The sequence below is a fragment of the Marinomonas transparens genome (assembly GCF_016463975.1).
Lineage (GTDB): Bacteria > Pseudomonadota > Gammaproteobacteria > Pseudomonadales > Marinomonadaceae > Marinomonas > Marinomonas transparens.
Genome location: NZ_JAEMNX010000031.1, coordinates 20,560 through 40,900 on the forward strand (window position 1 = coordinate 20,560; position 20,341 = coordinate 40,900).

Consider the following 20,341-nt stretch of genomic DNA (forward strand, 5'->3'; position numbering starts at 1 on the left):
TCGAAAAATTGGCCTACGGATTGCTATTAGAAGAGTAACTTTTTTTGATCTAACTCAACCTTTTACTTATTAATGGAGAAGACCTTATGAATACTGGCTTTTTTATGACTGAAATCATCGCACTGTTTTGCATTGTAGGCTTAGCAATATTTCCTTTGGCATTGCAAAAGATGCGCACAATTAAAATCAATAAAGACGACTAAGACTTTTTAGTTTGTGAACTCTGATTATCCAAAAAGATTTTTATCACCACATAATTAGGTACGTACATGGATCTCGACGTTGCTCTATTATCCCGTCTCCAGTTCGCTTTCACTGTGAGCTTTCATATTATTTTCCCAAGCATCACCATTGGCTTGGCAACCCTCATCGCTATCTGGGAAGGTTTATGGTTGAAAACCCATAATCCTTATTATTTGCAACTGGCTAAGTTTTGGATCAAACCGTTCGCCATCACCTTCGGGATGGGCGTCGTGTCCGGCATTGTTTTGTCTTACGAGTTTGGCACCAATTTTTCTAAGTTTTCCGAGATCACTGGTGCCGTCTTAGGTCCATTGATGGCTTATGAAGTATTAACGGCCTTCTTTATGGAAGCAGGCTTTCTTGGTGTTATGCTATTTGGCTGGCAACGAGTGGGGCGCAAGCTTCATTTTTTCTCGACTATCGTCGTTATGGTGGGCACTTGGTTTTCTGCGTTTTGGATTATCGCGGCAAACTCTTGGATGCAAACCCCAGCAGGTTACAAAATAGTTAATGGAAAATTTGAAGTCGAAAGTTGGATGGCGGTTATCTTCAATCCCTCCATGCCCTACCGACTCACTCACATGGTAATGGCGTCTTTAATAACCGCAACCTTCGTTGTGGCCGGAATTAGCGCTTATTATTTACTAAAAAAGAAAAACATTCCCTTTGCCAAAAAAGGCTTATCCATGTGCATGTGGTTCGCCTTGGTCTTAACACCAGTACAAGCTTGGATCGGCGACATGCACGGCTTAAATGTGAAAGAGCACCAACCAACAAAATTAGCCGCGATGGAAGGTATCTGGCCTGCGCAAGAAGAAAACGTTCCTTTATTGCTGTTCGCTATGCCTAATATGAAAACGGAATCAAATGATTACGAGGTCGGCATACCGAATTTAGGTAGTTTGATATTAACCCATTCTTGGGATGGTGCCGTTCAAGGCTTAAAAGCCGTTCCTCCAGAAGATAGACCAAACGTGCCATTAGTATTTTGGTCATTCCGAGTCATGGTCGGAATTGGTGTCGGCATGATTGGCATTGCCTTTTTGGCTTTATTGTTGCGCTGCAAGGGCCGTTTATTCGAGAACAGGCCCTTCCTTGCTTTGCTCACTTTATTTACACCAACAGGTGTCATTGCCGTCCTTGCTGGCTGGTATGTGGTTGAAGTAGGCCGTCAACCTTGGATCGTCTATAACTTAGTGCGTACCGCCGACATAGTCTCACCATTACCTGCCGAGCGAGTACTTTTTACCTTTATGATGTTTGTCATCATTTACACCTTATTACTCGGTGTTTACCTCTACTTCATGCGTAAGCTTATTAAAAAAGGTCCTCCAACAATGGAAGTACTAGAGCAACAGCTAATTGGTATGAAAGCACCAGGATACGCGCTGGCTTGGGTTAAAAACTTACAAAATAAAGCACAAGGAGAGAAATAATGGACTTAGCCTTTTTCTATTTCCTTCTATTGGGGTTTGCCATTTTCATGTACGTGTTGCTTGATGGCTTTGATTTGGGTATTGGTATTCTCTACCCTTGGTTCGATCAAACGGGCGAGAAAGATCATTTGATGCGCTCTATTTCACATGTCTGGGATGGTAACGAAACTTGGTTAGTGTTTGGTGGTGTGATCTTATTCGCCGCCTTCCCCATCGCTTATGCACAAATCACGTCCACCTTTTACTTACCTATTATGCTCATGCTGTTCGCCTTAATTTTCCGAGGCGTGGCATTTGAATATCGCTTTAAATCTGATACTTCTCGACCTTATTGGGACTTCGCCTTTAGCTCAGGATCCGCCATCGCCGCCTTTTGCCAAGGCATGTTGCTTGGTTCATTGGTGCAGGGGATTCCAGTTGGCATAAACAGTATGTCCAGCTTACATTGGCTAACCCCTTTTTCCGTCTTAACAGGTTTCGCCGTCATGGCAGGCTATGCGTTATTAGCGGCCTGTTATTTGTTTATGAAAAGCCGAGGACGAATTCAACAACATGCCGCCATGCTGGGTAAGCGCCTATTAGTTATCACTCTATTGGCGATGGTAGCGGTTAGTTTGTGGACGGTAATAGGTCAAGTTGAAATTCGTGAACGCTGGTTCTCTGGCTACCATTTTTTGCTGTTGTCACCGCTGCCTATTTTAACCCTAATAGCAGCGGCCATTGCTTGGAAAGACTTGAATAACCACGCTACAGGAAAAGCCAGCACTGAAGGCCGACCGTTTTGGTGTGCTGCCATGCTGTTTTTACTTGGTTTTTCAGGCTTGGTAGTTGGATTGTTCCCTTTCCTACTCCCTAGACAACTCACCTTTTGGGAAGCCGCATCACCAGACAGCAGCTTGTTATTTTTATTACCCGGCGTATGCATTTTCGTTCCCCTTATTTGTGCTTACACCTTCTGGGGCTATCGCGTCTTTGCAGGGAAAGTTGAAGATTATCAGGAAGGGTACTAATGCTTTTGGAACGAATTAAAGCCAAACTCTCCGTCTTAAAATCATGGCAATGGTTTTTATTGCTGTATCTAGGCGGTTTTATCACCGTACTATCCGCCTCTTACGGTATTAAGCTTTTAATGACTGGGTTACCTTAAATTCTACACACAGATAGGAATAGCTCGCTAGATTTATTCCGATCTGTGTCCTCTGTTTCTTCTTAATCTGTCCATGTTCAAGTGCCTATAAAACACGTAGAGTAATCAACTTTTCCATGCATTGCTCGGTTCAAGGTTCTTTATGATTCGTAAGGATATGTTTTTAGCGCTGATTATCATTATTGCGTGGGGGTTTAACTTTATTGTCATGCGCTGGGGATTGGATGAATTAACGCCAATGATGCTCGGAGGACTAAGGTTCTTAGTTATCGGAATGCTAGGCTGTTTCTTCTTTTCCCGCCCTAATACGCCACTGCTTTGGTGTATTGGTTATGCCTTATTATTAAACTTTGGGCAATTTGCTTTCTTGTTCAGCGCCATGTCGTTTGGCATGCCTGCGGGTTTAGCCTCACTGGTTCTACAATCTCAAGCTATTTTTACACTGCTATTCGCCGTTTTATTATTAAAAGAAGCGGTTCGTCCTTATCAAGTACTCGCTATTGGAATTGCGATTGGCGGCTTGGCAGTCATTGGCTTAGAAAATGATAACGCCACAATGACGGCACTTGGCTTCGGTTTAACCTTAGCGGCGGGATCAAGCTGGGCTCTTGGAAACATTCTCACAAAAAAAATTAGTAGTAAGGGCTACGATGCTAACTTGAACCTTATTGTTTGGTCGAGCTGGATACCACCTATTCCATTCTTTTTATGCGCGTACTTTATCGATGGCAGTGATGTTATGTGGAACAATATCGTTAACCTAAACATCAAAACGCTTTCTGCCTTGGCTTATTTATCACTGTTTGCGACATTGGCCGGGTATGGTTTATGGAGCTACTTATTATCTCGCTACCCTGCTGCTACCGTGGCACCGCTAACATTAGGCGTACCAGTGGTTGGCTTAGCATCCGCCGAAATATTTCTATCTGAAATAGTAAGTTTAATGCAGTGGGTAGGCATTTTTATTGTATTACTAGGATTGATATTAAACACTTTTGGCGGCCGCTGGCTAAAAAGGGCTAGCCAGCAAACACCTTAAATTCAGATACAGAGCTATTCTTTCCTACTTTGCTGTGCATCTATCTTATCGGAAAGCCGAGCCACTTGAGCTTGTAATTCTGAGATTTGAGCCACCAAAGCATGGTGGTGGTTATCCTGATTTTCTTGATCTTTTTCAGCGGTTTCTCGAGTCATCACATCGAGCACAACACCTACCATCATGTTTAAGAAAATAAAGGCGGTTAGGAAGATAAAAACAATGTAGAAAATCCAGCTAAATGGATAAACCTCCATCGTCTCATACATAACATCTGTCCAATCCTCAAAAGTCGCTACCCGAAACAAGGTCAACATAGAAACGGCAATGTCACCCCAAAGCTTTTCATTTACATGATCAAAAAAGATCGACCCCACTGCGGCAAAAAGATAAAAAATGATAAACATCAGCAATGCAATGTAGCCCATTTTTGGTATCGCTTTAAGCAAGGCATTAATGAGGTAACGTAAATCAGGGATAATAGAAACCAATCGCAGAACACGAAAGACTCGAAGTAAACGCGCCACTAAAACCATATCGGATTCCGATGTTGGAATCAGACTGCCAACGACGATTATAACGTCAAAGATATTCCAAGGATCTGCAAAAAAGCGACGTTTATCATCATGAGTGATAAAACGCAGAGTGATTTCTACAAGAAAAAAGACAGTGATAAAGCTGTCTAAGTAGTTAATAGCTAATTCAACACCATAGGGTAAAGAGTAAGTTTTAGCGCCAACAGTTAATGCCGCAATAATAATGATGCTAATAATAAAGCCTTGGAACCATACACTGCGCTCAACGCGCTTCATCATGGTAAAAAGACTACTCGAACGACTCATTTCCATTATTCAAAATACCTAATTTATAATCGAGAAAAACCTACATGGAGACATAATGCGCCATATTAAGTTCATATAGTGAATAAGAAAAGTACGAATGATATAGATAAGGAAAATAGTCTTTAAGTACGCTTAACCCGCACGACTTTCATGATTTCTACTGCTATGCCAGCCACCATTTCCTGCGCTGGATAATAGGTCAAATTCACCCGTGCACCCTTCAATGTACGGTACTTACCCTGACGTTTGAAGCGAAATGGCACGTCATAACCTTCAATCATCAAGGTATGAAGTATCCAATCTTCTTGAGATCTTTGTACGTGGGATTTCACTTTCAGCGCATCCGAATGAATGAGCTCATCGTTTTTCTTTAACAGGGTTTCAGGATCCGATTTCACAAAACACTCTCCATTCGAAAAGATGAGAGTTTTTCATTATGGCACAAATAAACGGAATCTTGAAAATTTGATCGTTTTTTATGCGATATCAAAATATAAAGCTTATGAATCATCCGTTTTTAATTTTTCATTAAACTGACTCATCGCTTGAGCCGCCTCTTTGTTAGCAAAGCGAATCACAGCTTTTTGTAGAATTAAGCTATTTGGGTAAGTCACCACATCACTGGATAAGCGCTGAATAATCACATGAAACGTCGATATTTCGATAATTTGACCTAAAACTTCATCATCTTTGTCCACCACCTTAACCCAATCACCGACTCGATAGGGAAAACTGAAAAAGATGATCAAGCTCGCTGTTACATTACTTAAAATCGACCATTGAGCAAATAAAGCAACCCCCACGACAGCAAAAACAGAGGAGAAGAAAATCGCAAATTGCCCATAACCAACCCCTAGCACCAAACAAATCAGCAAAACAAATAGGGCAGTAAGACCAAGATGAAGCATTTTAGAAACATAAGTAATGCGCACTTCATTAATCGATTTCTTCTGGCCCAACAAAGCAATGCTCGACTTTAAAAAACGTGAAAAAATGACATAGCCAATAATTAATAAAACGGTCAAACCGATTTGCAGCACCATAACTCCCCTCTTCAAATTTGTGCTTAGTTTATAAGACGTAAAACAAAACACAAGGCACGATAGCTAAACTCATTAAGTTACCAATCAATACAATAGAAGCCACCTTATGAGGCTCTTGTTGATAAAGCTCAGCTATCATGTAGTTGAGCACAGCAGGCGGCAAACAAGCGAATAGCAATAAGTAACCAAAATACTCTGCCGACATGCCCACTGTGAACTGCCAAATAACAGCAATAATTAAACCACTTAAAGGACAAAGAAAACCACTAATAACACCCAGTTTCCAATGACTAAAATCGACATTGGTCATACGCACACCTAGAGCAAACAACATCAAGGGAATCGCAATCTGCCCCAGCATATCAACCGACACCTTAATCGCAGTGGGTAATACCCAACCCTGTAAGCTCCACATCACCCCCAGAATAGTGGCAATAATCATCGGCATTTTTAACGTATTTAATAAATTAGATTTTGGGTTAAGCAAGTACATGCCAACCGTAAAATGCAGTAAGTTTTCGGTTAGAAATAACACCACAGCAACGGGCAGAGCTGATTCGCCAAAGGCTAACAGAATCAAAGGAATACCCAAGTTACCGCTGTTATTAAACATCATAGGAGGCACTAGGGTTTTCGGTGCAATTTTAAGCAATTTACATAATGGCCAAACGAGTAAGCCTGATCCTAAAACCACGACTACTGCGGCAAGTATCAAATCAAGGTATTGTGAAATATGAAACTCTTTCGACGCCATAACAGAAAAAATCAAAGCAGGACAAAATACACTGATGTTTAAGCGATTCGCCACCGTCATATCGGTTGGCCTTACCCGTGCGTAAAGGAACGCCACTAAGACGATACTCGCTAAGGGAAAAACGGTATTAAGAATTTGAGAAAATAACGTTGATGTGTCCATGAATAACCTTAAAGAACGAAGGCCATTAGCTTACCTAGCTTCGCCATAAAGGCCAATGAACAAATAATTTTTTAAGCAAGAAATAGGCAATGCAAGCAACCTCCTTGTTACTTGCCAATCCCCCTTAACTACTTCCAAAACGGCTTTTCTATTTCATGGTAGACATCACTTCTTGTTAAGCCTAAATCCTTCATATCCGTTTCTGAAATAGTCATAAGCTGGCGGCGTGTTCTCCAATTCCGGTAAGCTTTTCTAAGCTTGGCCAAGACATTTTTAAACGTCAGTTTTTTTTCTATCCGCTGACAGCACTGGCTGATTAAGTCTGCGTCATGGTGATTAGATAAATGAGTGGTCATGCTAAATCTCCTTTTAATTTATGAGGAAACGCGGCTAAGCGTTGGACTCATAATCGATCAAAAAAGAAACACTGACAAACGAGAAAATTTACGCCATAGTTAAGAAATACTTAACCATAGAGATTGAGCAATGAGTAATACTCCCCTCCGTTTACCACCACTAAAGTCCTTATTAGCCTTTCGTCATGCTGCCCGAAGTCTGAGCTTTAAAGATGCGGCAGGCCAGCTTCATGTAACCCAGGCCGCCATCAGCCAACAAATAAAGACGCTAGAAGAAACATTAGGTGTGCCTTTATTTGAACGCCATACACGACAGATTAGCTTAACCCATGAGGGCCAATATCTATTCGAGCATGCCGAGAAAGCCTTTGAGCTGTTAGAAACGGGTGTAAAAGGCATTATCGATGACCCAAACCCAAACACCTTGGTAATTAGCACTCTGCCATCCTTTGCCAGTCGCTGGTTAGTCTCTCGTTTAGGCCATTTTCAAGAAAAAGAAAAAGACATTAATATTCATCTCAGCCCAAGCCTGAGCTTGGCGTCTTTTTCAGATGGAAATTTAGATTTATCAATCCGTTTAGGACAAGGTACTTATGCTGGTTTAAGATCAGACCTGTTATTTGATGAGTTTTTATTACCCGTATGCCACCCTGCTCTGTTAAACAATACAAAAGAAATCAAGCAACAGCTTGCCGCTCTGCCAGTGATTACCGACGGCGGTCCAGATCTGATACATGTATGGCCAGAGTTTCAACGCTATTTAGGCTCAACAAACACACCATTAAAATCACACCTGCATGTTTCAGACTCAACCATATTAATCGAAGCACTCCTTTCTGGTCAGGGTATCACCATGGCACGATTTAGTTTGGTTTATGAATTAATAGAAAAAGGTCAATTAATTTGCCCTCTACCTATTTATGTAAAATCCTATTACAGCTTTTACTTAGTCGCACCAGCGCCTCACTTTAAACATCATAAAGTGACAACCTTTATTAGCTGGCTAAAAGGGGAAACAAAAACCATAGAGGCGTCATGGCAAGCCTATTTAAAAGCTCATCCTGAACTTGAAAAACTTGAAATCAGCTACGGAAAAATAGAGGACGGTTGCTAGGTCTTTGAATAAGATAAAAACTAAGGTTTTTCAACAAGTACGGAAGGAATCAAAATAAAACGCTGGGGCACTTCCCGACCTTCTAACAAGGCCATCGCAATTTCAATGGCTCTTTCCGCCATCAATGCGGGTCTTTGCACTGCGGTTGCAATCCAAGGGCTACCTTGCTGCTTAATCATCTTTTCAGCAAAAGGTGCTCCATCCACAGATGCCAAAAGAAACTCATTGCGCTTAGCTTGTTTTGCAGCACGTAATACCCCTAAAGCAGTCGGGTCATTAATAGTAAATACCGCATCAATATGAGGATAACTTTCCATCAAATAAGTCATGGCTTCCATCCCTCCTCCAACACTGCCTGTGCCGTTCATTCGATCACTTAACAGCTTAATATCTGGGTATTTATTGAGAACAGATTTGCAGCCAGCCACGCGCTCGACAACAGAAGAGACTAAAACGCCATTAACAATAACGAAATTTCCTTTGTAGCCTATTTTTTCAGCCAATTTTTCACAAGCCACAACACCAGCTTGTACATTATCTGTAGTAATCGTTGCATCGGCACCTTTAGCATTTACGTCAACTGCAATAACCTTGATGCCAGCACGCTGTGCTTTAGCAACAACCGCCGCCACCTTATATTCTTCAGCCGCCGTCAGCACAATAAGATCCACATCTTGTTCGATAAAATCATTAAGTTGCTCGATTTGTCGATCCAAATCATAGGCATCCGAGCGAATCAGCATTTTCACTGGACCACCAGTGAGCTCTTGCGCTTTTGCCGTTGCAGACTCTACCAATTGGACAAAATAAGGATTACCAAGATCCGCTACACTAATACCGATGGATCTTAAATTAGAAGGTTCCGAGGATTGTGAGGATATAGGGAGCAACAAGGCCGCGACTAAAAAAGCGGCAATCAGCCCCTGAATAAGATGCGCTTTCATACCAAGTTGATGCAACTTCCCAGTAGCTAAATTGAATAACTTGATTACGTGCATTGAGTTCCCCTAATAATGGCCAAATAGGCTTCCATCTTGCTATTTATTAACACCTAAGACAGAAGCCTCCTTTTATTAGGCGGCTTCTGTTGAAGCGTCGACTTCCATTGCCCCCGTCATAATGGCAACAGCATCAGACATGCTATGAGACTGAGGAGTGACAACCGCTGCTCGCTTACCTAAACGATGAATATGAATACGATCCGCGACTTCAAAAACATGGGGCATATTGTGGCTTATCAAAATAATTGGCAAGCCTCGATCACGAACTTCTTTAATCAAATTCAATACTCGACGAGATTCTTTCACCCCTAAAGCGGCTGTTGGTTCATCCATGATCACCACCTTACTACCAAATAGCGCCGAACGAGCAACTGCCACACCTTGGCGTTGACCACCAGACAAAGACTCAACGGCTTGACTAATGTTTTGAATGGTCATCAAACCTAATTCAATCATTTTATCACGGGCACGCTTTTCCATTTCCTTTTTGTCTAACATACGAAAAACAGAACCCAAGATACCCGGCTTCAAGATTTCTCGCCCAAGGAAAAGGTTATCCGCAATGTTTAATGCAGGGGAAACCGCTAGGTTTTGGTAAACCGTTTCAATCCCCAATGCACGAGCCTCCATGGGAGACGTGAAATGTACTGGTTCCCCGTCGAGTAGAATTTCACCGCCATCAGGAATCAAGGCACCAGATAGCGCTTTGATTAAAGACGATTTACCAGCACCGTTATCACCGATAATGGCTAAGATTTCACCCGGATAAAGTTCTAAGTCTGCATGATCAATAGCCGTTACACTACCGTAACGTTTAACCAAGCCTTTTGTTTGAATAACGGGTGTTTTATCGTATTGAGCTACCATTATGCAGTCCCTCTTCTGATCCACTGATCGACACCAACGGCGACGATAATCAAAATACCCACGGTGAATTCTTGCCATAAAACATCAACACCAGCGAGAGCTAAACCGTTACGGAAGATCCCCACTACTAATGCACCGATTAGCGTACCGTAGATCGAGCCTCGACCACCAAACAAACTACAACCACCAATAACAACGGCCGTGATACTATCTAAGTTAGTGGTATAACCTGCTTGAGGGCTCACCGAGCCAATACGACCAATCAATACCCATGCACCTATTGCACAAACCACACCCGCCAGCACATAAACAGACAACAAGATACGATCTGTACGAATACCTGCAAGCTTTGCCGCAGCAGGATCATCTCCTGTGGCATAAACATGACGTCCCCATGGGGTCCAATTCAAGGCATACCAAATGACAAAGAAAATCGCCAACATCAAAATGGAGCCATAGGTTAAGCGCGCGCCAAAGACATTAATGGTTTCACCTAACCACTGTAATAAAGGTGCCATCGTGCTGATGTCCTGCGAACGAATGGTTTCACTTTTCGAATACCAGAGGTTCAATGCAAAAAAGACATTCCATGAACCCAAAGTCGCAATGAAAGGTGGCAGCTTCATACGCGTAATCAGCAAGCCATTAATAAAACCAGCCAAAGCACCAACACTCATACCGATCAACAAAGCCAACCAAGCATCAAAGCCATAATCTATAGCCATGCGTCCCATCACAACAGACGCCAATACCATAATGGCACCAACCGACAAATCGATACCGGCCGTTAAAATAATTAAAGTCTGAGCAACCCCTATCACACCGATAATGGTCACCTGCTGCAATACCAAAGACAGGTTGAACGGTGACAAAAAGCGATCACCAACAATTAAACTAAAACCAAAAACGGCAATTAAAAGAACAATACTTGGTGCGGCAATAGGGTATTTATGCAGAAACTTTTGAAAACTCTGAACAAAGGTATCGGTGTTTTCAAATTGTGCGACATAACTTGTTGCTTGATCCGCGACTTTATCGTGATCAAGCACAGCCGTAGAAGGTTTTGGATCAGTAGAACTCATAGGTTACTCCAGGCAAAAAGAAGACTACTAGCCAAATGGCTTGGCTAGTAGCAAGTCAGGGGCGCCTTTTAGCCCCTTATATTACAAAAGGCGATTAGCCCCAGCACATAGCCAAACCAGGTTTAGACCCAACGGAATGAACACCTTTAACAGGCTGGTCAGTGATTAGCTGTACACCAGTATCGAAGAAATCTAGGCCATCCGATGCTGAAGGTCGTGAACCCGACTTAGCGAATTCAACAATGGCGGTAACGCCTTCAGAAGCCATTTTTAGAGGGAATTGCATAGAAGTCGCGCCGATAACGCCGTCTTGCACGTTACGAACACCAGGACAACCGCCATCAACAGAGACAATCATCACATCTTTTTCTAGACCAAACGCTTTTAGCGCTTCATAAGCTCCTGCCGCTGCTGGCTCATTGATGGTGTAAACCAAGTTTACGCCAGGATCTTTTTGAAGTAGGTTTTCCATCGCACGACGACCACCTTCTTCTGAGCCTTGAGTAACATCGTTACCCACAATGCGCGAATCCGTTTCATCACCCATGCGGTTTGCGTCTTTTAAATCAATGCCAAAGCCTTTCAAGAAACCTTGGTCACGGGCAACATCCACTGTGATCTGACTCGTATTTAGGTCAAGCAGAGCAATTTTTGCATCTTTTGCTTTATCACCCATTTGTGCTTTCGCCCACTTACCGATCATTTCGCCCGCTTTAAAGTTATCAGTAGCGAATGTCATGTCAGCAGCATTTGCAGGGCTAAGAGGCGTATCCAATGCGATAACCAATAGACCGGCCTTACGTGCTTTTTCGATCGTTGGAACAATAGCAGATGGGTCGCTTGGGGCTATCAAGATACCTTTCGCACCAGATGATATTAGGTTTTCAATGGCTTGTACTTGCGCTTCGTTATCACCGTCGTAACGGCCAGCGAAAGTACGTAGTTCAACGCCAAGCTCTTCCGCTTTTTGTTGAGCACCTTCTTTCATTTTAACAAAGAATGGGTTGGTGTTTGTTTTGGTGATAAGACCAATGATTGTAGTATCTGCCGCAGCGACAGAAGAAAGGGCTCCAGCCGCCACAAGGCAAGCCAGTTTTTTATAAGGAATGCAGTAAGAGAATTTCATCGTTTTATAACTCCACTTTTGTTTTTATTATTGGCTGTAATGCCATTGAAACAAATTAGCCAAACTCTGTTTCTAAGAAACGACTATGGAGAATAAAAACTAATGGAAAATTTCACAGTGAGGATTTTTTTTGTAATATTTGTAATATTTTATTTTTCAATATGAAATATTCTCTCTAACTCTTTGATTGTAAATGGTTTTGATATAAATAAATCATCATCTTTAAGATGATATTTTTGTTTTAGCTCTTCTTGAGGCAAACCAGACATTAACAAGACAGGACCAGAAAAAGACAAAGAAGCCCCATCACTACGAATAAGGTGCGCCAATTCGACGCCATTCATGGTTCCGGCTAGGTTTACATCAGATACGATAGCATCAGGTAGAACCGACTTTCCTAACGCATCAACCACAGCTTCCGCACGATCAAAGCTTTGTACAAAAAAACCCATTTTTTCTAGTTGTTCACGCATCACTTGACTCACCTCAACGTCATCTTCAATTAGCCAAACCGTACTCAATTCAGGTAATAACATGGCTTCAGAGTGGGTACTAATATCATTATCAAGGTTTTCAATCGCTGCCAATTGTTGTGGTAAAAACAAACAGACTCGGGTCCATTGACCCAATTCAGATGTCACGACGACTTCACCGCCGCTTTGCTTTACAAAGCCATAAATCATACTCAAACCTAAGCCACTACCCTTACCAACGGGTTTGGTCGTAAAAAATGGTTCGAAGATACGACCAATAACCTCCTCCGAAATGCCTGCCCCAGAATCTTCCACTCGTATTCTAATTGCAGGCACATCGCTATCAGGTAAACAGCAATACTTGGTTGAGAAGGACAAACGCCCTCCTTCTGGCATCGCACTGGCGCTATTCAAGGCTAAATTAAGCAAGGCGTTTTCAAGCTGGGAAGGGTCAATCAAACTAACTGCATCAGGACACTGTAAGTCACTTTCTACTTGAATGTGTGAACCCACACTGTATTCCACCAAATCCAGCATACCTTCGATTAAATCATCGATACCAATAGACACTGGGAAAAGCTGCTGACGACGGCTAAAGGCCAATAATCGCTGCACTAGGTTGCTGCTTTTCTCGGAAACCACTAAAGCCCGCTCTATGTATCTGGCTTGATCTTCTGTCTGTGGTCGTGAATCCGACAACATTTGCAGATTACCCATAATCGCCGCCAATAGGTTATTAAAATCATGGGCGACACCACCGGTTAACTGCCCCAACATTTCCATTTTTTGCGCTTGGCGCAGTTGACTCTCCACACTTTTACGCTCAGTTAAATCCGTATACAGGGTAACAAACCCCCCTTCAGGCATAGGCTTAGAGCGAAATTCAACAATTTTCCCAGAGTCAAAGTGCCGCTCAAAACTTTGGAAACGCAGATGACGAGAGACATTCACCTCTTCCATATAAACTTGCTGATTTTCTAAATTAAGGTTTTTATGCTGCCCCCGATTAATCAAGCTTTGAACTTCCTTCAAGGACATGCCAACGCGCAAATCATCATTCTGCAAATCAAATATATTTTGATAGCCTAAGTTCCACGCTAATAAAGTGCCTTTCGCAGAAAAAACACTTAGGCCATCATTCATATTATCGAAAATGGTTTCTAATAATCGCTTTTGCTCTGAAAGCTCGGCTGTGACCTCCAAGCGCCGTAAAGCATCTCGACGAAATACTTCAAATGCATCAACAAGCGTACCTATTTCATCATTACGGCGTATTGCAGGATTCTTAGAATCGACTCGACCAAGAGATAACTGCTCCATATCATAAGTTACTGCGCCAAGATCTTTTGTCATGCGTTGACTATAAAAATACAAGCGACTTAAACCCAACAACAGAAACACAGAAATGCCAATAATCCAATGTTGTCCAGTAGAAACAAAGGATGATACATCCTGCCGTTGACGACTTACCTTTTTTTGCAAATCACCAACAAATTTACTCACTTGTCGACTCAATTGTTCGGACTTAGCCCGAATGGAAATCAATAAATAGTTTTTTCTTTCTTTGATGCTATTCAGGCGACGATGGGCCGCTAATAGATTATGAGCGATATCGGCGACCTGTCCTTTTTGCTCACTTAACTTCAAGGTTTTTTCCATATTCTCTGGAACCAAGCTAGGAGACTCAAGCAATTGCAACAACCAAACTAACCCTAACTGATTATTCACCGTTGAAGTGACCTCATCATTAGGTAATAGCTGACGAATATGGAATTGCTGAGCAAGACTGTCTTCACGAATATAAAGCTCTTCCCTGACCAAAGAAACCAACTCTTCTAAGGTTTTTTGCAGGTCATCTAAACGCTCATCAACGTCATCACGAAACCTTGAATCCACTAGACTCTCGGCCACACCACGTAACTCTAAAATACGCTGATGAATACGCTCAGACTCGGTTTGTAATTGAAATGGCCGACCCGAACCTGCGGTATAGGGCGCAATCGCTGCTAACTGAGCAACCCCTTCGGCCAAGGTCAATGAGGTACTAATTTCTGGCAGGGTTTCAGATTCAAACTCTGATAAGGAAGCTTCACTTACTCGCATGGACTGCCAACCAATTGCCACCATAAAAAACGCCACCAAACTAATGGCAAGAATGGTTAACGACGCTTTTTGGCGAATACTGATAAAGCGCATTTAATTGGTCCGCACTGGTCCTTGGAAAAAATACCCAAGTCCGCGCTGTGTCTTAATAAATTCTGGTGTTTTAGGGTTCGACTCTATCTTACGTCTAAGCCGGAGAATAAGCACATCAACGGTACGATCAAATACTTCTGTTTCCAATCCTCGACTTTGATCAATTAATTGTTCACGGGAAAAAATACGATCGGGGTGTCGTGCTAATACCTCCAATAGAGAAAACTCACCTAGGGTTAGCGACACCAAATGCCCGTCTTGGCCTTGCAACTGTCGAGCGGTGATATCCAAAGTCCAACGGCCAAAGCTCAAACATTCGTGGGCTTCATTTATCACATTCGATAGCACTGGCGCTTGCTGGGTTGCCCTTCTTAATAAAGCATGAATACGAGCCATCAACTCTCGTAGATTAAATGGCTTCATCATGTAATCATCAGCGGCAAGTTCAAGACCTAAAATACGATCCGTTTCATCTCCCTTACCTGTCAACATCATGATAGGCATGGAAAAACGCTCACGTACTTCTCTGGCTAACTGTAACCCATCTTCATCCTGTAGGTACAAATCCATCAAGATAAGGTCAACCTGAACCTTATCCAGATAGCCCCACATGCCAATGCCATTTTCAACCGCGAATGCGTTATAGCCTTTTTGCAAAAAAGCATCGCAAAGCAATTGGCGAATATCCTGATCGTCATCGACGATTAATAAGGTTTTTTTATTTTGCTCTGTCATTATCTAAGTCGAAGTCCACTTTTCATGATGAAGATGAAATGAGCCAGTCGGCACAAAGTGTTACAAGCTGCATGCTAGCAATATCATGCTAAAGTTAATATAAAATTAACAGATGAAAAATCCTAACAACGAATACTTAATCAAATAATCCGCTCTAACGGAGAGTCAACGTGACACATAACATCCTGCATCTAAGCGGCGACAATAACGATCAATGGCTTTTGGTACATCAGGATGAGCTTATCTTAGAGGCCTTACTTGAGCATGGTGTCGCTATTAAGCAGGCCTGCACAAATGGCGTCTGCGGAGTCTGTTTAACCCCGTTACTAAAAGGAGAAATAGATTACGCAGATAGAATTCCCCGCGGTCTCAATGAAAAAGAAAAACAAAACGGCTACTTTCTCCCTTGCATTGCCAAATGCAAAACAGCGATTCGTATTGGGCCGCCTAAAGTGAAACTGCGTTAGAGCACAAAAAAAGTTATCATGGGCACAGCATCACAACGAGTGTCCCTATGTTTATCAAACTACCCATTTATCAGCTGATCCCAGATCTAAAACGCCAACTAGAGCAACACCACCAAGCCATTTTAGAAGCCGCACCCGGCGCAGGTAAAACCACGGTTGTTCCAATTGAGCTGATGGGTGAAGCATGGTGTAAAGATCGCAAAATCATCATGTTAGAACCAAGACGATTAGCTGCTAAAACCGCAGCCAAGCGCCTCGCTGATACATTACAAGAACCACTCGGTAAACGCATAGGTTATCGTATTCGTCATGAAGGAAAAGAAAGTAAAGAAACCCAAGTACTCGTCGTCACCGAAGGGGTATTAACCCGTATGCTACATGACGACCCGAGTTTAGAAGAGGTTGCTTTAGTTATCTTTGATGAATTCCACGAACGAAACCTGCACTCAGATTTAGCCTTTGCCCTGTGTTTACAGGCAAGAGACTTATACCGCGACGAGAACCCACTCAAATTATTAGTCATGTCAGCGACACTCGACACTGACTTACTCGAAGAAAGGCTTGGCTGTGCGACATTAACCAGCCAAGGACGAAGCTTCCCCGTCGCTACCCATTACTCCAATAAATCTCTGCAAGCCTTCCAAGTAATAGATGAAGTCATACGCTTAACTTGCCAAGCCTATCGAGAAGAACCGGGCAGCATTTTGGTCTTTCTACCTGGTCAAAAAGAAATTCGTCAGGCTGCTAACCTGCTTCAACAACAGTTAGGTCATGAAGCTCATTTAAATATCTTGCCTTTATATGGCGAACTTAGTTTAAAAGAACAAGAAGCGGTAATTCTTCCTGCCACAGCCCCTGCTCGCAAGATAGTACTCGCGACAGCCATAGCCCAAACCAGTTTAACCATAGAGGGCATCCGTGTTGTAGTAGATGGGGGCTTAAGCCGAGAAGCACGCTTTGATGCCAATACCGCCACCACACGACTCCATACACGCCGGGCAACGCAAGCTGAAACCACCCAGCGTATGGGACGGGCAGGCCGAACTGAAGACGGTGTTTGCTACCGTTGGTGGAGCGAAGGCCAGCAACATCAACTCGCCCCTCAAGCCCAACCACAGATTGAAATCAGTGACCTTAGTACTCTGGTGATGGATCTAGCCAAATGGGGAGTGCAAGAACGTTTAGAACTCGATTGGATAACACCACCACTCAATAGCCACTGGCAGCAAGCTCTCGACATACTGACTAGCCTAAATGCCCTAAAAACCCAGCAGCCGCTGCAACTAAGCGCTATTGGAGAGCAAATGAGTAACTTGGGCATAGCACCACGTTTAGCAAGAATACTGATCGAAGGAAAGCAAAGAAATAACACTAAAATAGCCAGTAATATTTGCGCTATTTTGTCCGAAGGTGACCCCTTTTCTCAACATCACAGTGACCTCACCGACCGGCTTCGTTGGCTAGAAGGTCACCACAACGTCCAAAGTAAGCGACCAAAACAGAGCTACCTGAAGGCCCAGCAGCAATGGCAAAAACGCAGCCTACAATTAACAGATCAAGTGGAAACTTCTGCCAATAATACAAACTCTATAGAGCCGCTATTAATCAGCGCTTTCGCTGATCGTATGGGACAAAGAATCACCCAAGACCACGAAAAGGTCCGCTACAAACTTGCTAATGGTCGCATGGCAAGCCTTAATTCCCAAGATCCTTGCGCGCAAAGTGAGTGGCTTATCGCTCTAGATATTGGCGGACATCACGGACAAAACGAAGACCGTATTTTTCTCGCCTATCCGATTAAACTCAATAGCCTTATAAACGACTTCCCTGAATTAGTAAGCGTCAAACAGCATCTTGCTTGGTCAAAGAAAGACGCTCGACTATTGAGTGAATCACAACGCTGGGTTGGTAGGCTGTGTATCGATAAAAAAAGAAACACAGTGCCTTCCGAAGAAGACATCAGCCAAGCTGTTTGCCAATATATTCGGCAAGAAGGTCTATCGGTTTTACCTTGGAATGACATGAGTAAACAACTAAGAGCACGTCTTCAATTTGCTTATCAAAATGATATGAACAACTCATGGCCCAACTGCTCTGATGAAACGCTATTAGCCCAACTAGAGCAATGGTTAGCCCCTTACCTTGGTAAAGTCACTAATCAACAAATGATGAACAAATTGCCATTAGCCGATATCTTACTGAACCAACTAGATTGGAGCCAACAGCAAACTCTCAATCAAAAAGTACCAGCACGAATCGAAGTACCCTCAGGATCAACTCATGCTATTGATTACTGCGCACAACCACCCACTCTAAGTGTAAAGCTACAAGAAATGTTTGGCTGCACCACCAGTCCAGTTTTCTTAAATCAACGCATACGTATTGAATTGCTGTCACCGGGAAAAAGACCTCTTGCTGTCACCCAAGATCTGGCCTTCTTTTGGCGTGAAGCCTACCCAGAAGTGCGTAAAGAAATACGTGGTCGTTACCCAAAACACCCTTGGCCCGAAGATCCTATGAAGGCTCAGGCCACAGCAAAAACCAACCGAGCATTAAGGTCTTCTTAATCAAGAGCCTCTTAATTGCGCAAGGGCTTGTTCCGTTATTCGATTACTCAATGGCGTATTTTTCTTATGGGTCGGCGCCCAGCCCATAATAAAACGGTGAAAATCAGCCCAAGCAATGACAAATAAGCCCTGCCATTCTTCTATGACTTCCTGCGCAAATGACTGAGATTCTCCTTCGGCCATCAACGCCCTTCCTAATTCAGCAAAATAATGATCCAACAAATAACTCAGGTTTTCTTCCAATTCATATTCACCCAAAGCACTCCCCAACAAGTAGGCTAAATCCTGAACTCCAACGCCGCCCCCCACATACTGAAAATCAACCGCCGCCACCTGATCATCAACAAATGAAAAGCAGAAATTAGCGACTTTTGCATCGCCATGAACCATCGTTTTAAAGCGAGCTTGATCAAGACACTTAGACAAAACCGAGGCTGAAGATTTCAGTTCACCCTCCGGCATGACTGTCCACTCTTCTTGGCGAGTATCAAGATGCCAATAGGTGCCTTTCTCCCAAAGACCATTTGGCCAATCTAGTGGCGGATCTTGATGAATAAAACCTGCATGGAAGGCAGCTAACCAATTAATACAGGAAATTAAATGGTCTCTGTTATTAACATCGTATCGATTGGAATAGCCAGCAGCGTCTAGATCTTCTAATAAGATTAATCGTTGACCTGATTGCTCATCATGAAAATTTCCATAACAAAGTGCAACACGGGCCGACACATGACAACGGGAAGCCCAACTCCGATACCAGGCTTGCTCTACCGCATAGGAACGGACTTTACGTTGATGGGCATGATCAGACTGCCATCCCCTAGGGTGCTCAACGTCTAAAGGTATTGAGCAATGCTTAGCAATAACAAAAGAGGCGACAGGACTTTCGGTTAATGAATAACGAGCAATTTCACCGTAACCACTCCACAAAGACTGAATTACTTCATGTCGCTTAACAGTATTCGCCTTGCATTGGCGCTTAATAAAAATCTCAGGTGTCATAAAACGGCTTACACTAAGTTAACAAAAAGGCAGAATTTCAGGTACTTAGACAGTAAGAGAAATACTTGTCGTTTTACAAACCTTTCTTATCTCGTAAAGAATAAATAATCTTTGAACCATAACGAACTTCTAATCCCTCTCTCTGGGACTTTTTTAACCCTTTGACAACCAAAGAATATGAGTTATCAACCATTCTTTCTATTTCTCCCATCGGCAGAGAATTATCCAACACCACCGTATTCCAGTGACGCTTATTCATATGATAACCGGCTTGAACACAGGGAAAGATATCTCTCAATTGCACCGCCTCATCAGGATCACACTTCAGATTTAGACAAAAATTTCCATTACGAACCATGAATAAAGCAAACATCTTACCTTGAACCTTAAATACTAAAGGCTCTGGACCAAATGGATAAGACTCCTCTGCTTCAGGCTTAGATAATAAATAATTTTTCATCCTCAGACCCAGCATAAATAACCCCTTCTAAAAACAACTAGCCTATAACATAAAGCATGTCTGGACTTTCCTCCAAACGGAAAAACCTGACAGGATAACCTATCAGGCCCTCTTAATATAAAGCTTTATGATGCTTATTCTCTTGTGGGATTACCACCGGAGATGGCGAGCGCCTGCGGCGAATAAAGGGCCACTTCTGAGTCCATTGGATAATGTAATGTATATACCATTG

Annotated in this window: 20 protein-coding genes; 7 read left to right on the plus strand and 13 right to left on the minus strand. The window is 42.7% G+C overall.

Annotated elements, in window-relative coordinates; genetic code table 11:
• Positions 1-269 precede the first annotated feature (269 nt).
• The 4 genes from I8J31_RS18990 to I8J31_RS19005 all read left to right on the plus strand — a co-directional run bounded on the left by I8J31_RS18990 (position 270) and on the right by I8J31_RS19005 (position 3,865).
• Positions 270-1,679, plus strand: a complete 1,410-nt coding sequence (locus I8J31_RS18990; protein ID WP_199470159.1) for a cytochrome ubiquinol oxidase subunit I — start codon at positions 270-272, stop codon at positions 1,677-1,679.
• Positions 1,679-2,689 (plus strand): cytochrome d ubiquinol oxidase subunit II, encoded by a 1,011-nt coding sequence (gene cydB / locus I8J31_RS18995; RefSeq protein WP_199470160.1) that lies wholly within the window; start codon positions 1,679-1,681, stop codon positions 2,687-2,689. The genes I8J31_RS18990 and cydB overlap by 1 nt, the downstream gene beginning before the upstream one ends.
• Complete coding sequence (locus I8J31_RS19000; protein ID WP_199470161.1) at positions 2,689-2,826, plus strand: hypothetical protein; 138 nt, start codon at positions 2,689-2,691, stop codon at positions 2,824-2,826. The genes cydB and I8J31_RS19000 overlap by 1 nt, the downstream gene beginning before the upstream one ends.
• Before the next feature lie 142 nt (positions 2,827-2,968).
• On the plus strand, positions 2,969-3,865 hold the full coding sequence (locus tag I8J31_RS19005) for an EamA family transporter (protein ID WP_199470162.1): 897 nt from the start codon (positions 2,969-2,971) through the stop codon (positions 3,863-3,865).
• A gap of 14 nt (positions 3,866-3,879) precedes the next feature.
• On the opposite strand, the gene I8J31_RS19010 is transcribed toward I8J31_RS19005, so the two are convergent.
• The 5 genes from I8J31_RS19010 to I8J31_RS19030 form a co-directional block, all read right to left on the minus strand.
• Positions 3,880-4,710, minus strand: coding sequence for an ion transporter (locus I8J31_RS19010; RefSeq protein ID WP_199470163.1), 831 nt, complete (start codon positions 4,708-4,710; stop codon positions 3,880-3,882).
• A 116-nt stretch (positions 4,711-4,826) separates the two neighbouring features.
• Complete coding sequence (locus I8J31_RS19015) at positions 4,827-5,102, minus strand: hypothetical protein (protein ID WP_199470164.1); 276 nt, start codon at positions 5,100-5,102, stop codon at positions 4,827-4,829.
• A 102-nt stretch (positions 5,103-5,204) separates the two neighbouring features.
• Positions 5,205-5,747, minus strand: a complete 543-nt coding sequence (locus I8J31_RS19020; RefSeq protein WP_199470165.1) for a mechanosensitive ion channel domain-containing protein — start codon at positions 5,745-5,747, stop codon at positions 5,205-5,207.
• Between the two features lie 28 nt (positions 5,748-5,775).
• Positions 5,776-6,663, minus strand: coding sequence for an AEC family transporter (locus I8J31_RS19025; protein ID WP_199470166.1), 888 nt, complete (start codon positions 6,661-6,663; stop codon positions 5,776-5,778).
• A gap of 128 nt (positions 6,664-6,791) precedes the next feature.
• Positions 6,792-7,019, minus strand: a complete 228-nt coding sequence (locus I8J31_RS19030) for a DUF1127 domain-containing protein (protein ID WP_199470167.1) — start codon at positions 7,017-7,019, stop codon at positions 6,792-6,794.
• Positions 7,020-7,149: 130 nt separating this feature from the next.
• Here I8J31_RS19030 and I8J31_RS19035 point away from each other — a divergent pair, with 130 nt between their 5' ends.
• Positions 7,150-8,133 (plus strand): LysR substrate-binding domain-containing protein, encoded by a 984-nt coding sequence (locus I8J31_RS19035; RefSeq protein WP_199470168.1) that lies wholly within the window; start codon positions 7,150-7,152, stop codon positions 8,131-8,133.
• 20 nt (positions 8,134-8,153) lie between these two features.
• Here I8J31_RS19035 and I8J31_RS19040 read toward each other — a convergent pair whose 3' ends face one another.
• The 6 genes from I8J31_RS19040 to I8J31_RS19065 form a co-directional block, all read right to left on the minus strand.
• Positions 8,154-9,131, minus strand: coding sequence for an ABC transporter substrate-binding protein (locus I8J31_RS19040; protein ID WP_199470169.1), 978 nt, complete (start codon positions 9,129-9,131; stop codon positions 8,154-8,156).
• 75 nt (positions 9,132-9,206) lie between these two features.
• Complete coding sequence (locus I8J31_RS19045; protein ID WP_199470170.1) at positions 9,207-10,001, minus strand: ATP-binding cassette domain-containing protein; 795 nt, start codon at positions 9,999-10,001, stop codon at positions 9,207-9,209.
• Positions 10,001-11,083 carry an ABC transporter permease gene (locus I8J31_RS19050; RefSeq protein ID WP_199470171.1) on the minus strand — a complete coding sequence of 361 codons (1,083 nt, stop codon included), beginning with the start codon at positions 11,081-11,083 and terminating at the stop codon, positions 10,001-10,003. Before I8J31_RS19050 ends, I8J31_RS19045 begins: the two co-directional genes overlap by 1 nt.
• Positions 11,084-11,177: 94 nt before the next feature.
• Complete coding sequence (locus I8J31_RS19055) at positions 11,178-12,209, minus strand: sugar ABC transporter substrate-binding protein (RefSeq protein WP_199470172.1); 1,032 nt, start codon at positions 12,207-12,209, stop codon at positions 11,178-11,180.
• 149 nt (positions 12,210-12,358) lie between these two features.
• Complete coding sequence (locus tag I8J31_RS19060; RefSeq protein WP_199470173.1) at positions 12,359-14,878, minus strand: PAS-domain containing protein; 2,520 nt, start codon at positions 14,876-14,878, stop codon at positions 12,359-12,361.
• Complete coding sequence (locus I8J31_RS19065; RefSeq protein WP_199470174.1) at positions 14,879-15,613, minus strand: response regulator; 735 nt, start codon at positions 15,611-15,613, stop codon at positions 14,879-14,881.
• 170 nt (positions 15,614-15,783) lie between these two features.
• Between I8J31_RS19065 and I8J31_RS19070 the strand changes: the two genes are divergently transcribed.
• The gene (locus I8J31_RS19070; RefSeq protein ID WP_199470175.1) at positions 15,784-16,080 is read left to right on the plus strand and encodes a 2Fe-2S iron-sulfur cluster-binding protein; all 297 of its coding nucleotides are present in this window, start codon (positions 15,784-15,786) and stop codon (positions 16,078-16,080) included.
• A 47-nt stretch (positions 16,081-16,127) separates the two neighbouring features.
• Positions 16,128-18,647 (plus strand): ATP-dependent helicase HrpB, encoded by a 2,520-nt coding sequence (gene hrpB / locus I8J31_RS19075; protein WP_199470176.1) that lies wholly within the window; start codon positions 16,128-16,130, stop codon positions 18,645-18,647.
• Here hrpB and I8J31_RS19080 read toward each other — a convergent pair whose 3' ends face one another.
• The gene (locus tag I8J31_RS19080) at positions 18,648-19,649 is read right to left on the minus strand and encodes a phosphotransferase (protein WP_199470177.1); all 1,002 of its coding nucleotides are present in this window, start codon (positions 19,647-19,649) and stop codon (positions 18,648-18,650) included. It lies immediately after the preceding gene.
• A 73-nt stretch (positions 19,650-19,722) separates the two neighbouring features.
• Positions 19,723-20,109: an MmcQ/YjbR family DNA-binding protein gene (locus tag I8J31_RS19085; protein WP_325101230.1), complete on the minus strand. Its 387-nt coding sequence runs from the start codon at positions 20,107-20,109 to the stop codon at positions 19,723-19,725.
• Positions 20,110-20,341 lie beyond the last annotated feature (232 nt).